Source organism: Enterococcus gilvus ATCC BAA-350 (assembly GCF_000407545.1).
GTDB classification, from domain to species: domain Bacteria; phylum Bacillota; class Bacilli; order Lactobacillales; family Enterococcaceae; genus Enterococcus_A; species Enterococcus_A gilvus.
Genome location: NZ_ASWH01000001.1, coordinates 1,570,740 through 1,584,259, shown reverse-complemented (window position 1 = coordinate 1,584,259; position 13,520 = coordinate 1,570,740). Strand labels below are relative to the sequence as shown.

General features: G+C 39.3%; 12 protein-coding genes. 6 read left to right on the top strand and 6 right to left on the bottom strand.

The features are described 5' to 3' along the window. Positions 1-188: 188 nt before the first annotated feature. Positions 189-2,081, top strand: a complete 1,893-nt coding sequence (locus I592_RS07835) for an endonuclease MutS2 (RefSeq protein ID WP_010780743.1) — start codon at positions 189-191, stop codon at positions 2,079-2,081. Positions 2,082-2,119: 38 nt separating this feature from the next. Here I592_RS07835 and I592_RS07830 read toward each other — a convergent pair whose 3' ends face one another. Beyond that, positions 2,120-4,219, bottom strand: coding sequence for an LTA synthase family protein (locus I592_RS07830; protein WP_010780744.1), 2,100 nt, complete (start codon positions 4,217-4,219; stop codon positions 2,120-2,122). Between the two features lie 253 nt (positions 4,220-4,472). Between I592_RS07830 and I592_RS07825 the strand changes: the two genes are divergently transcribed. After that, positions 4,473-4,817, top strand: coding sequence for a tautomerase family protein (locus I592_RS07825; protein WP_010780745.1), 345 nt, complete (start codon positions 4,473-4,475; stop codon positions 4,815-4,817). Between the two features lie 75 nt (positions 4,818-4,892). After that, entirely contained in the window at positions 4,893-5,690 is a 798-nt protein-coding gene (locus I592_RS20950; protein WP_010780746.1) for an ankyrin repeat domain-containing protein, read from the top strand. 520 nt (positions 5,691-6,210) lie between these two features. On the opposite strand, the gene I592_RS07815 is transcribed toward I592_RS20950, so the two are convergent. Together I592_RS07815 and I592_RS07810 are read right to left on the bottom strand one after the other, a co-directional pair. After that, a complete protein-coding gene (locus I592_RS07815; protein WP_010780747.1) occupies positions 6,211-6,831 on the bottom strand; it encodes a hypothetical protein in 621 nt (206 codons plus the stop codon). Between the two features lie 160 nt (positions 6,832-6,991). Beyond that, positions 6,992-7,615: an NAD(P)H-binding protein gene (locus I592_RS07810; protein WP_010780748.1), complete on the bottom strand. Its 624-nt coding sequence runs from the start codon at positions 7,613-7,615 to the stop codon at positions 6,992-6,994. Between the two features lie 196 nt (positions 7,616-7,811). On the opposite strand from I592_RS07810, the gene I592_RS07805 reads away from it, so the two are divergent. The 3 genes from I592_RS07805 to I592_RS07795 are packed head-to-tail and all read left to right on the top strand — an operon-like array spanning position 7,812 to position 9,659. Next, positions 7,812-8,609, top strand: coding sequence for a bifunctional hydroxymethylpyrimidine kinase/phosphomethylpyrimidine kinase (locus I592_RS07805; protein ID WP_010780749.1), 798 nt, complete (start codon positions 7,812-7,814; stop codon positions 8,607-8,609). Then, positions 8,606-9,100 (top strand): ECF transporter S component, encoded by a 495-nt coding sequence (locus I592_RS07800; protein WP_010780750.1) that lies wholly within the window; start codon positions 8,606-8,608, stop codon positions 9,098-9,100. Before I592_RS07805 ends, I592_RS07800 begins: the two co-directional genes overlap by 4 nt. Positions 9,101-9,116: 16 nt before the next feature. Further along, positions 9,117-9,659: a TIGR01440 family protein gene (locus I592_RS07795; RefSeq protein ID WP_010780751.1), complete on the top strand. Its 543-nt coding sequence runs from the start codon at positions 9,117-9,119 to the stop codon at positions 9,657-9,659. Positions 9,660-9,718: 59 nt separating this feature from the next. Here I592_RS07795 and I592_RS07790 read toward each other — a convergent pair whose 3' ends face one another. The 3 genes from I592_RS07790 to I592_RS07780 form a co-directional block, all read right to left on the bottom strand. After that, complete coding sequence (locus I592_RS07790; RefSeq protein WP_044926504.1) at positions 9,719-11,950, bottom strand: AAA family ATPase; 2,232 nt, start codon at positions 11,948-11,950, stop codon at positions 9,719-9,721. A gap of 23 nt (positions 11,951-11,973) precedes the next feature. Then, positions 11,974-12,453 carry a DUF6530 family protein gene (locus tag I592_RS07785; RefSeq protein WP_010780753.1) on the bottom strand — a complete coding sequence of 160 codons (480 nt, stop codon included), beginning with the start codon at positions 12,451-12,453 and terminating at the stop codon, positions 11,974-11,976. Between the two features lie 159 nt (positions 12,454-12,612). Beyond that, a complete protein-coding gene (locus I592_RS07780) occupies positions 12,613-13,458 on the bottom strand; it encodes a DegV family protein (RefSeq protein WP_010780754.1) in 846 nt (281 codons plus the stop codon). Positions 13,459-13,520: the final 62 nt, after the last annotated feature.

Here is a 13,520-nt window from a genome sequence, read left to right as displayed (position 1 = left end):
TCACAGCTTTTTTTGCGACTTCCGATGTGCGGTCTAGCATATCCAGTGGGACTGTTAACGTAAGAGGATGATGGAATCTTTACGTTAGAAGAATTAGTTGCTTTTAAATGGAGTGTTCAGTTCAATAATATTCCTTATTAAGTTTCCTAGCTGGAATAGGTATCTCTTCGATCGAAAGGAAGAGACGAATGACAAACGAAACATACATTAAAACACAATTTACCGATATTAAACATCAACTAGGCAGTTACGCCATCAGCAGCTTTGGGAAAAGACGAATTGCTGACACGCAGCCGCATTCAAAGTTGTCTGTTGTAGAAAAAAGATTGACGGAAACGACGGAAGCTAGGCAATTGCTCGATAGTAATCTCCACGTGCCATTTATGGGACTGCAAAGCATCGAACATGTGACCAATCAACTTGAAAAAGGGTTTGTTCTTACGCCACAGGAGCTTATGGAATACGCAGATTTTTTACGTAGTCTACGCTTGATTCGGCAATTCTTTGAAAAAAATCAAAGCATTGCTCCGCTGTTAAATCGTTATGGTCAAGGACTGAATGACTTTCATGAGATTGAAGAAGAGATCTATCAGGTGATTCGAAATGGTCGAATCATTGATGACGCAAGCAGAGAATTAAGAAGAGCAAGACGCGATATTGCTGAAACGGAAGACAAAATTCAGGACCTGCTGAAAAAATTTGTTCGCCAAAATAAAGAAAAATTACAAGAAGCAATCATTACAAAACGAAATGACGTATTTACTATACCGATCAAATCGTCCTATAAGAAGCAAGTTAAAGGAACCATTGTTGAGCTTTCTAGTAAAGGGACTACGGCATATATAGAGCCTAACAGTGTTAGTCGCTGGAATGAGCAATTGGTTTATCATAAGATGATAGAAGAATCCGAAGTTTATCAAATCTTAGCAACGTTAACAGGTATTCTGTCAGAAGCTTTGCCTGCGATTCATCAAAATATTGAGATCATTGCAGAGTTTGACCATATTTTTGCTCGAGGAAAATTCAGTCGAGAACTAAAAGGGATCACGCCTAAACTAAATGACGATGGCTATATTTATTTACGTGCGGCAACTCATCCATTAATTGAGAAGGCTGTGCCTCTTGATTTAGCGATTGGGAAAACATATCGCGGCTTAACGATCACTGGTCCGAACGCAGGGGGAAAAACAGTCGTATTAAAGACTGTTGCACTCATGAGTCTGATGACGATGATCGGCTTGCAGATCCCGGCAAAAGAGGGCACAGAAATCGCAATTTTCGATCAACTATTCGTTGACATAGGTGACGCCCAGAGTATAGAAAATGCTTTAAGTACATTTTCTGGTCATATGCAAAACATCTCTGAGATTCTTCGAGTGACTCGAAAAAATAGTTTGATCTTATTGGATGAGCTGGGCAGCGGAACAGAACCAAATGAAGGGGCTGCACTCGCGATTGCGATCATGGAAGAGTTCTATCAAAAGGGCAGCATATTGATCACGACGACGCACTATGGTGAGATTAAACGATTTGCAGAGCTGCACCCAGATTTTATTACAGCAGCTATGGATTTTGACGCAGAGCATTTAACTCCGAAGTATCGGTTATTGATTGGCCAAACGGGGGAAAGCAATGCGCTATGGATTGCGAAAAAAATGGCTATTTCCGATCAAATTCTCGGGAAGGCACAACGTTACTTTTCAGATCGTACGTATGATCTGAATAAAATAAGCGTGAAAAAGAAACGTAATACTAAAAATGAAAAATCAGAGACCGTCGAAAAAAGTTATTACAAAGGAGACAAGGTATTTTTATTAGAAAAACAAACATCTGCGCTAGTTTATCAGGAAATGCCTCTCTCGGAGAACGTAAAGGTGTATCTCGATGGAGAATTTATTGAAGTTCCGAAACGACGAATCGCACTTGAATTTCGAGCGGCAGAACTTTATCCGGTAGAATATGACCTTGAAACCCTATTCGAAGATTTCCACGTTCGGAAGGAACGACGAGACATTGATCGTGGATCAAAAAAAGCACAACGCAAATTGAGAAATGAAGCGCTGAAAAGACAACAAAACTAAAAAACAGACCTCCAATAAAATTTGGAGGTCTGTTTGAATTATTCGTATTGCTGATAGGTTTTCGTCTTATAAAGACCATCCGTTGACTTTTGATTGTTTTCACTATACAGACTAGAAGAATTTGCTCCCTTTTGGCGCTCGATTTCTTCTAATCGGGCTTTTTGATCACGGTAGTCAAAGTCATTTGGATTAATAGAGGTCAATCCGCTATCTTGGTAATACCTTAACAGATCACCATTCGTGATTTTATCAGAAGTGATCAATTGCTGATCAACATCTTGATTGAGCTCGACAAATAATTTCTCCTGCTCAGGAGTTGGTTCGCTAATGACTTGAGCGGTTTGATTGTCATACACTTTGCCGCCATAGAATGTGTATTCAGGGGTAACAAAATCACCATCACGAAAAGCAACGACCTGCTTGTGGTCTGCCGAGAATAAATCTTGCCCTAATTGCAAATAATTTTTCGAATCAAGACCTAATAAATGAAGCAGAGTAGGGAGTGCATCGACTTGGCCGCCATAAGTATGATTGATACCGCCATTTGTCACACCAGGTACATGAATCATAAAAGGAACACGCTGCAATTGCGCATTGTCATAATCAGTCCACGTATCCGAATCTTTTCCTAATAACGGCGCCAAATCTTTATTTCGTGTGTTAGAAATTCCGTAATGATCGCCATACAGTACAAAGATCGAGTCGTCATATAGACCGCTGGCTTTCATGTAATCAAAGAATTCCTTTAACGCTGTATCTAAATAGTTGGCTGTAGCAAAGTACCCATTGATGGTTTCATCCTTCGTATTCGCTAATGGGAAGCCGTCTTCTTCATTTTTAAAGCGAGAATAAGGATAGTGATTTGAAACCGTAATAAATTTGGCATAAAAAGGCTGCTGTAGATGCTCTAAATATTGAACAGATTGATTCAAGAATGGTTTGTCATGCATGCCATACTGAAACGAATTGTCATCGTTGATATCGTAATAAGAAGAATCAAAGAAATAGTCGAACCCTAAATGCTTGTATGTTTTGTCGCGGTTCCAGAAAGAAGCTGAATGACCATGGAACACGGCTGACGTATAATCCGCTTTTTGTTTTAAAATATTCGGTGCTGCTTCAAAAGTATTTTTATCGCCCATTTGCGTAAATAATGCCCCTTGGTTTAGACCAAACAAGGAATTTTCCATCAACGTTTCAGCGTCAGATGTTTTACCGGCTTTGACTTGATGGAAGAAATTATCAAAGCTATAGGTACTTTCCCCGTGATAAAGACTATTTAAGAAAGGGGTCACTGTATGATTGACGCCATTTTCATCCGTAAGCTGATAATCCAGTAAAAACTGCTGGAAGCTTTCCAGATGGATGTAGACAACATTCTTTCCCTTAGCAACGCCGAACATGGAATCATTCGGTTTTGCATAATGGTCTTTCACATAACTCTGTACTTCCTTCAAATCATTTGGGCTAGCTTCTGCGCGGATTTGGTTATTTTGATATGTTTGGTAACTGTCATAAAGGGTAAAGGCATTTACACCTAAGTATTTTACTAAATATTCGCGAGAAAATTGCCGACTCAGCAGGCCAGAGCGATCGATCTCGGCTAAGAAAATATTTCCACTTCCGATCAAGAGAGAAAGGGCTGATAAAGCCGCCGCCTGTCGAAATCTTGGATAATCGTCTGTTATAGGAATCTTCTTTTTGAACAACAGAAGTGGGATTACAATCAAATCTAAAATGTAAAACACATCATACCAACGAAAGAGACGAACAGCACTTTCACCTAAACCGGTGGAAACCTGACCCGCGCCCAACATCGTATTGATCGTAATGAAATCTGTAAATTCACGGTAATACACTGCATTTGAAAAGAGCCAAATGGTCAGCAGCGCATAGATGACAAAAAGGGTTCCATACGCGACTTTCGATCGTTTGATAAACAGGCCAATGCTGAGCAATAACATAGAGACGCTCAATGGATTTACAATCAAAATAATAAATTGCATAAGACTTTGTATGCCTAAATGAAAATCAATGACATAGGCAAACATATTTTTCAGCCATAATAAACCAAGCAATAAACTGAAAAAACCAATTCGTGTTTTAATAAACTGACTATATTTTTTTAAATGAGACATTTGCATGCTCCTTAGAGTTATTTTCCATATTCTTAAATAGTTTATCGGTTTTTCGAGTGAAGGTCAAACTGAACCCAGTCAAAAATGCTGATATATCAATATCCCAAACAGATTCTAATCCGAATATAAATAATTCTTAAGAATCAATGACTTTTGAAGAATTTCTTTAGTCTTTTGAAGGTGAGAGCTTCCATTTCACTGAACGATTTTCAAAATGATATAATCAGCGAATACAATAAAGGGGGATGCTCTAATGCCGTTAATGAAAATCGATATGATCAAAGGACGCACAGATAAGGAGATCAAAGAAATCCTGGATATCTCTTATCACGTGATGTTAGAAACGTTTCACGCACCATCGGGGGATCGCTATCAGATAGTTACACAGCATGAACCTCACGAAATGCAAATTTTAGACACGGGGTTAGGGTTCGATCGGACGAACCAAGTACTTGTTTTCAGCTTGACGACTCGACCACGAACAACAGAAGAGAAAAAAGCCTTCTATTCAGAATTAGTTCGGGAATTAAATGAACAGGTCGGAATAAGAGCTGAAGATGTCATGATCAATTTGACAGTCAATTCAGATGAGGATTGAAGCTTCGGTTTTGGGAAGGCTCAATTTTTAACAGGTGAATTATAAACACAATATTTATAGAGAAGGAGGAGTCTCTTGAAAAAAATATTAGCAATTACAGCTTTATTATTCGTTTTGAGTGGCTGCCAACAAGCATCACAAAATAATAACGCAGCAAATAGCTCATCATCTGCTGAAAAAGCAGTTTCTAAATCAACAACAACGAAAGATTCTACCTCGTCACTCGTTTCTTCGACGAACACAACACAATCAAAGGAGGAACAGTCAATGACAAACGTACCAGGAAGCCTGATTCAATCCGTATCAGCAAATGATACAGCAAAAGTGACCGAAATCTTAAAATCAAGCCCAAATATGATTGATGAAGTGAACGCGAATGGAGAAACCCCTTTACTGATTGCGGTTCATAATAATCAAATCGATCTCGCAAAACTCTTGATAGACGCTGGAGCTGATGTCAACAAGCAGGATGCTAAGAAAGACAGCGCGTATCTTTATGCTGGCGCAGAAGGTAGAACTGAAATTTTGTCATATATGTTGTCACATAGTCAGCCGAATCAACAAATCACAAATCGTTTTGGTGGCAATGCGTTGATTCCAGCTGCTGAAAAAGGCCATCTCGAGAATGTAAAATTGCTGTTAGCGGATGGAAATGTGAATATCAATCATCAAAACAACTATGGATACACAGCATTGATTGAAGCTGTTGCATTAAGAGACGGTTCGCAAGTTTACCAAGATATTGTCTCAGAATTACTTAAACACGGGGCAAATCCAGATATCAAAGATAATTATGGCAAATCCGCAAAAGATTATGCCCATGAGTTGGGTTATGGCAATATGTCCAAGATGCTGCAAGAAAGCAAACGATAAACGGATTCATTTCTATTACTAGATTTAAAGCTGACTAAATTCAGTCAGCTTTAAATTTTTTATTTTAGTTTACATAATATACATTAAACAAAGTTAAATAGTATAAAACTATCAGTTCATATCTAATTAAGCTCCTGATTCAATCGATTTCCGACTCCAGATCATTTTAGTCTTCTTTTTAGTTTTTACATGTATTTTTTAAGTTTCAATCATTTTTTACTTCTTATTACTAGATTTTTCTAAATGACTTTATTTAGATTCGATCGACATTTAATTCGTTGCCGGATTTTTTATTATCAAATCATTTTTATCTTTGATTCATTTACTTATTTTTTAAAAGTGATCGTTGATCATTTTGATAATGCCATTTATTTTAGATTTGATCGCATCATGGAAATTCTTGAGTTAAGATTTTGCCCTCATGTGAAATTTAAAACAGATTCTCTGCATGCTTGCTTATACTAGTTCTCAAAATGACAAAACAAAAATAGCCATCTACGCGTTCATTCTGCGCAATTGGCTATTTTTTTATTTTTGAGCGCAAGGCTCTTATCTTTTCTAGTGAAAGTATTTTTGGCTGTTCTTCTACTGGATGTTCAGCTGCTTCTTCCTTTTGCTGTTGGACAAGTTTGATTCCTCGATACTCAGCCCGAAAAATGGTGCGCTTGATTTCTTCGACCTGCGCCAACTTATCTATTGCCTCGGGAGCATGTTTCAACAGCTCGGTGGTCTTCTTTATATGGATTCGTTCAGTAACTTTTTCATCAAAATAGCTTGCTATTGCCAGATTAATAACTAAACCGATCAATAAAAAATTATCTGTCACACTGGAGCCATTTATATAGCCATTATTGAATAACCATAGAACAAAACAAATCAAAGCGATTGTACTGAAAACTTGATAAACTCTCAACGCTTTTTCTTTTCTGCTTCGATCAGCGAACAAAGGCTTGGCTTCATTGAACAAAGCAAGGTATGTATTGCGTGCTTGAACAAATTCAGGTTGTGTTTTTTTCGCTGTCTCGTAGGCTTCTTTTTTAGAAAACCCCTGTTCCTTCATATAGTATTTCGCAATTTTTCTTTTTCGAATCATTTGAACCCCCTCTTCGATCGTGGAATCATGGATATGTTGAAGATTCATAAGGCTTCTCCTTAATCAACGAATTCTAGTTTTAGCAGTCTCTATTTTATCATTAAGTTAATAGAAAAACTAAGAAATTATTTAATATTTTTCGCCTCGTCTGAATAATGCAAAGAGAAAACCACTCAGATAGGCGTTCTGTCTAAGTGGTTTTATTTCTTTATAATGATTCGATGGCTTCTTTAATGGGTGTGTTTCCGTCCCCCATCAAAATTACTTTTTTAAAGGTGTTTTCTTGTTCAAGCAACTCTGCTAAAACCGCCGATACATTTTCAAGGGCGTTTTCGGTTACTTCTTTGACATTGGTTGTTATTTTTCCGCTGCCAGGAATTTCTTTTAAGCTGCCTGGTTGTAAAATCGTGTAGTTCAAGTTTGTATTGTCGATCAACCAGTGGTCAGAGAAGAATTTTGAGATGTTATAGTCAGTCAATGTGTCGCTCCATTTGTCAGGTTGCAAAGCGAAAAGCGAACTCAAATGAATGTAGCGTTTGATCCCCTTTTGCTCCACGGCTTGCATTAATTTTACAGCGCCGTATAAATCAGTTTGAAGCAGGTCCTTTCCTCGTGATCCAGCAACGAAATAGACGGCTTCTGCATCTCCCAGGGTATCGGCGATTTCATCAACACTACCGTGTAAATCTAAATGAACGGGTTTTACAGAAGTGCTGTCATCAAGCGTTTCCTCATGACGTGCCCCCGCATAAATAAAGTGTCCTTGTTTCACTAAATAGTTGATTAATTCTTCGCCAACTCTTCCAGTGGCGCCAGCTACAAATATTTTCATAAACATGATCCCCTTTCTCATCCACATGCTAACGTATTTCTTTTCGCGGAACAACTATTTGCACTTAGAATTGGATGAGCTAATAAACAACCAATTGGCTGTTTATTTTTATCCTCACCCCTTTATAATTGAAATCATTAAAGATGTCCCTTTAAGCGGCATACCAATAATGACAAAAAACATAAGGAGCTATTCTATGACAAAAACCGTGTTGACTATTGCAGGGTCAGACACGTTAGCTGGCGGCGGCTTACAATCTGATCTAAAGACATTCGAGAATTACCAGCTATTTGGGTTGACAGCGATCACTTGTATAGCAGTCGAGAAAGATGGGCACTTTGAGATAAATGATCTGCCATCTGAATTGCTCCGTGATCAGTTACAGTCAATAGAAAAAAACGTTGCATTGAACGGTGTGAAAGTTGGTCTAGTTCACCAGTTGGAATCTTTAGAAATCGTGAAGGCCTTTCTGCGTGCCTTCGATGGACCAATTGTTTTAGACCCTGTAATGGCTTTTAAGGAAACCGACGATGTTTACAATGGCAGTTATCGAGCGAAGTTAATCGAGCTCTTCCCTTTTGCCTCCATTGTTACGCCGAATTTGAAGGAAGCAGAACTATTGAGTCAGCAAACCATTCGAACCTTGGAGGATATGAAGCATGCAGCAAAAAAAATTCTTTCCTTAGGTGCACACTCAGTGGTAATCAAAGGCGGTGAACGTTTTTCTGGAGCGTTTGCGTCAGATTTATTTTATGATGGAAATGAATTCCATTCCTTCACTAAACCTAAATTAATCACTCCGACTATTAATGGCGCCGGGTGTACATTGGCCTCTGCCATCACAGCGAATTTAGTGTCAGGCAAACCAATGATCGAAGCGATTGAAAATAGCAAAGACTATGTGTATCGAGGAATCGAAAAAGGCCTCCCCCTAAAAAACGGTGAAGGAAATGTCTGGTTCGGAGAGCGCATTGAAACGGAGGTCTTCACATGAAAACAAAAGAGCTCACTAAGCTTGCGATGATGATTGCATTGACGGTCACTCTCTCACTACTATTCATCATTCCAATTCCTGCTACAAAGGGATTTGTGACACTTTGTGAGGTGGGAATTTATGCTTCTGCCTTGCTTTTCGGACCGAGTGGCGGTTTTCTAGTTGGCGCCCTGAGCGGTGGTCTGATCGACATGATTTCAGGTTATCCAGAGTGGGCAATTTTTTCAATTATTATTCACGGTATTCAAGGATTTATCTTAGGGTACCTCTATAATAAATACCCGAGTAAAAGAAGCCTTGCAATTGGATTTTTATTGGCGAGCGTATTTATGATCGCTGGCTACGCGTTCGCTACGGCTCTCTTATTTGGCTGGCCTGCTGGATTGGCTTCGATACCAGGAAATAGTATTCAGAATATCTTCGGTATTGCAGTGACGGTTCCCCTTTACCATGCCTTACAAAGAGTTTTGCGTCATCCTCAATTTAAATAGAAAGAAGTTATCTAAAATGGAAAAAGAAAGTATTCAACAGCAACTGAAGACAATTACCAATGATGTGCTTGATGCTGCGAATCTAAGAGCTGGCGATACCTTCGTGCTAGGCTGTACTACAAGCGAGATCGTTGGCGGAACAATTGGAAAGAACTCAAGCCAAGAAGTGGGCCAATGGGTCATTGAAGCTTTAAAAGAAGTTCTTGATCCTAAGGAAATTTATTTAGCGGTGCAAGGATGCGAACATATTAATCGAGCGGTGGTTGTCGAGCGCGCGCTTGCCGATAGAAAAGATTGGGAGATCGTTTCAGTTAAGCCAGCATTGCATGCTGGCGGCTCTTGTTCTGTCGCTGCTTTCGAGCAATTCAATGACCCGGTTGAAGTGGAGCACATCGTTGCACAAGCAGGAATCGACATTGGCGACACCTCTATCGGCATGCATGTAAAATATGTACAAGTTCCTGTTCGTCCATCGATTAAGGAATTAGGCGGTGCACATGTGACATCTTTGCGGAGTCGACCTAAGTATATTGGTGGGCCGCGTGCCACTTATGAATAAGCCGCAACATCAAAAATAACACAACGAGTGAATTAGAGACTCGTTGTGTTATTTTTTTATTATACAAATCGCGCGATCAATTGAAGAAGTTGTTGAGGCAATGTCGAAATATCAGAAATATCAACGAAATGATTGTCGCCGTACAGATCTCTTAATTGTTCCTTATCTTCTCCTATCGCACAGGCAATGAATAAGATACCCTTTCGTTCATAGTCGTCTAATACGTCTTGAATATCCTGCTTCGCTTTATTTCCTGTATAATCAGGCAATGCTTTCGGTTGCCCGTCACTGATTGAAAGCAGCACTTTTGTATCGGCAGATTGGTGACTTAATTTTTCTGCTAATACTTTTAAAGGGACACCATCGCGGTTGTTTTGCCGCGGCTTCATAGTGGAAATTTTAGCGGCCATAAAGTCATAGCCATCATCAAACTCTTTGTATGAATAAATGGATGTTTTTTCTCGTTGACTAAGGTCTGCCGAATCACCATAGAGCATCAAAGGAATCTTCGTTCTTTCAGCGAAAAGACTTAGAGCTACAGCAGCCAACTTCGCATTTTCGATCCGGTCATCACGCATCATTGATCCCGATTCATCTACTCTGACCGCTAAAGCCAACGAAGGCTGCTCATCGGGAGGATTCTTCTTATCAAAATTACGTAAATCACCATAAGCCACGTGACTAGCGTTGAATCGCGATCCATAATACTTGTTGCTGGCATAATCATTGCTGACCTCTTTATTTAATAAATCATTGATTACACGGCTGAGGCTATCGACTTCAGGCAAGACCTGTTTCGTTAATTCTTGTCCTTGTTGGATCGCTTCCTGATTGATTGCTGGGCGATGAAGAATCGTTCCTTCTTTTGCGTGAATTGTCTCTTTCAAACTTTCACGAATCTCACGATTTAGTTCTTTACGTTTATTCCTATCAATCTCTGCCATTTCTTCAAGCGACATTGCAGAACCTATTTTTTCTTCCTCATCCATTGAAGCAGTTGTACTTTGGGCTTCCGCATCCTCACGTTCAGCCTCTTCGGCGATCGTTCCTGCCTCTGGTTGCTCTTTTTCAATAGAAGCTATTTCTTCCGCTTCCTCTATTTCCGGCTCTTTAGGAAGTGAAGCTTCTGTAGGCTCACTTGTCAGTGTTGCCTCTTCCGCTTCTTCTAAAATATTTCGTTGTTCCGCTTCGGATTGACTGATTTTTCGACCTTTTGTCAATTTCTTTTGATTCTTAACTTGCTGTAGTTCTGTTAAAAGTCTGCTTTGTTCCAAGGCCTCTTGCAAAATTTTTAACTCTGTTTCGTCCGTTGTTAATTTATAAAGTACTTTTGGAAAAATACTTTCTAATGGATCTTGTCCTTGTTTTAAGCTATTGACCCAAAAGAAATAAGAGCGCATACCCGCGACGCCTTTGATTGCATTCGCCTTTGCTGTTTCATCCAGCAAGCGAATGATTTCCGCCATAATTTCTAAATAATCCTGGTCTGCGAAATTGGTTTTGGCGATCGCCCGCGCAATCATTACCTCAATGGACGGCAGATCCATTTTTTCTGCGTGTTGCATTCGGTCTCTTAGTGATTCATTTAATGGACGATTTCCTTGATAATTTCGATTTGTGGTAATAACGACAACACAATCAGAGTGTCTGCGAATGATTCCAGTTGGAATATTCAATAGCCCATTTGGTTCTAATGCGGAATTCAAAGCGACTAGCACAGAAGCATCTCGTATCACTGTCGGTTCTTGAATTTCTAACAAATAGCCTTTTTGCATCGCACGAACGATCTCAGAAGGATAAAATTTGTACTCCAAAGTGGTCGAGCTCTCTATATGATCTATTCGTTCAATCAATGTACTTAATCGCGCTCTTGCTTGATCGCTGTCAATTTGAAAATGTTTTTCAATGACAGACAATACTTCTTGCAATGAATCCGTTTGATAAATTGCTTCTAACAACTCTTGATCGTCCTCATCATCACTTCTCACAACAGGCAGCAAGGCACCGAAAACATCTGTCTTATCCATATCCGCAAAACAAGTTACTTTTGTGTAAGGCAACTGCAAATCATCCGAAAGCGCGCGTGCAAGCTGTGTTTTACCAGAACCCGCATCTCCTTCTAATAAAACATTCATAATTTTCATTTCAGGGTCAAGCCAGTTCAGCTTGATTTCCGAAGCAATTCGCAGTTCTTCTTGGCTAGTTTTATGACTGGCTGGTTTGCGCCAGATCATTTGTTTTTCGACTTTAGTGAATCTCCGTCCTTCTGTTATTACAAAAGGCATTTCCATCATAACTCACCTCATTGTTTGATTTAGTAACCCAATTCGTCTAATAAACGTTTCAATGTACGATAACGTTGAGCTATCAGGTCGCCGTCTTTGTTCATCGTGTCATTGAATAAGACGATGTCTTCATCAATTTTAGGATTTTCAGTATCCACTTTTACTTCCATTCGTCCGCCTTGAAGCCCAAGAATCTCTACTTTTGGATTTTCTGGATCATAAAATTTTTCATATCGATATGCATCCTGAAGATAAATGCTAGATTGAGCAACTAAGATAGCCAGGTCTAATATACGGGTAATAGGTAATTCTTCTGATTGACGTGACCATTTTTCCCCTGTGTGACGCCAGACTTTCCCTGAGATATCCACGCGACCACGGTCGTTCCACTGTGCCAATCCTAATGTAAGACCCTTGGCATCACTGTCCCAGGCGTTATGGCCATCTATTTTATCGTAATCCTCCACGAGAAAAACAGGTTTATGCTTTAAATTTGTTGGTATTTTCATACGATATCCTCCTCACAATAAGTACTCGTTTAGTAAATTACTAAACTACTAATGATGCCAGAATACGCAATTCTTCTCATTTTTGCAACTAACTTACATTCAAACACTTGCTTACTGGCTGTAAAAAAAACTCACTAAACAAAGTTAGTGAGTTTTTTGCTATTTCGCTACGCCAAGGGCAATAGCCTTATCTCCTAAATGAGTCCCGATTACCGGTCCAAATGTACCGATATCAATACTTGCTTCAGGATATTTCTGACTAAGTTTCTCATATTCTTGTTGTGCGAGCTCGGGGTTATTCCCGTGGATCACGAAAATACGCAGCTCTTTTTCATTTTCTTGACGTCGTTCTTCAATGATCTCTTCTGTACGTTGTAAGGCTTTTTTCAAAGAGCGAATTTTTTCAGCAAGAACGATTTTTCCATCTTCAAAAGTCAGGATCGGTTTGATTTTTAATAATCCACCAATGATCGCCGCACCATTCGTTAGACGTCCGCCACGAACTAGATTGTCTAAATCATCCACGATAATGTAAGCGTTGGTCGTGTCTCGGATATCGTCGATTGCTCGCAGTGTTTCCTCCAAAGATTCGCCATTATCGCTCATTTCCAGCGCTTTTTCCACCATATAGCCCATTGGAACACTGGTAATTTTTGAATCATAAGGAATAACTTGCAGACCTTTAATATCTTCTTTGATTGCGGTCAATGTACGGACAAAGCCTGAAATCCCTTCAGATAAATGAATACTAATAACTGTATCATAGCCTTGTTCTTTTATGGAGCGATATAATTCGTAAACTTCTCCCAAAACAGGTTGTGAAGTTTTAGGAAAATCTCTGCTGCTTTTTAATTTTTGATAAAACTCTTCGTAGCCGATATCAATGCCTTCTTCAAAAGGCTGCCCGTCAATAATGACAGGAATCGGGATAACAAATAAGTCTTTATGATTGCGGATGCGTTCATTCAGATAGGCGGTACTATCTGTCACGATCGCTAATTTCATAATCGTTTCCTCGTTTCAATCAAAATTTACAATAATTATAATATAGCATACTCTCAGTTTCA

What these genes read in the sequence shown, in the direction of transcription:
- I592_RS07805 (WP_010780749.1), top strand. Translation starts at nt 7,812, where the DNA reads ATGACAAAAACCGTGTTGACTATTGCAGGGTCAGACACGTTAGCTGGC.
- I592_RS07795 (WP_010780751.1), top strand. Translation starts at nt 9,117, where the DNA reads ATGGAAAAAGAAAGTATTCAACAGCAACTGAAGACAATTACCAATGAT.
- I592_RS07785 (WP_010780753.1), bottom strand. Translation starts at nt 12,453, where the DNA reads ATGAAAATACCAACAAATTTAAAGCATAAACCTGTTTTTCTCGTGGAG.
- I592_RS07800 (WP_010780750.1), top strand. Translation starts at nt 8,606, where the DNA reads ATGAAAACAAAAGAGCTCACTAAGCTTGCGATGATGATTGCATTGACG.
- I592_RS07815 (WP_010780747.1), bottom strand. Translation starts at nt 6,831, where the DNA reads ATGAATCTTCAACATATCCATGATTCCACGATCGAAGAGGGGGTTCAA.
- I592_RS07825 (WP_010780745.1), top strand. Translation starts at nt 4,473, where the DNA reads ATGCCGTTAATGAAAATCGATATGATCAAAGGACGCACAGATAAGGAG.
- I592_RS07790 (WP_044926504.1), bottom strand. Translation starts at nt 11,950, where the DNA reads ATGGAAATGCCTTTTGTAATAACAGAAGGACGGAGATTCACTAAAGTC.
- I592_RS07780 (WP_010780754.1), bottom strand. Translation starts at nt 13,458, where the DNA reads ATGAAATTAGCGATCGTGACAGATAGTACCGCCTATCTGAATGAACGC.
- I592_RS07810 (WP_010780748.1), bottom strand. Translation starts at nt 7,615, where the DNA reads ATGAAAATATTTGTAGCTGGCGCCACTGGAAGAGTTGGCGAAGAATTA.
- I592_RS07830 (WP_010780744.1), bottom strand. Translation starts at nt 4,219, where the DNA reads ATGTCTCATTTAAAAAAATATAGTCAGTTTATTAAAACACGAATTGGT.
- I592_RS07835 (WP_010780743.1), top strand. Translation starts at nt 189, where the DNA reads ATGACAAACGAAACATACATTAAAACACAATTTACCGATATTAAACAT.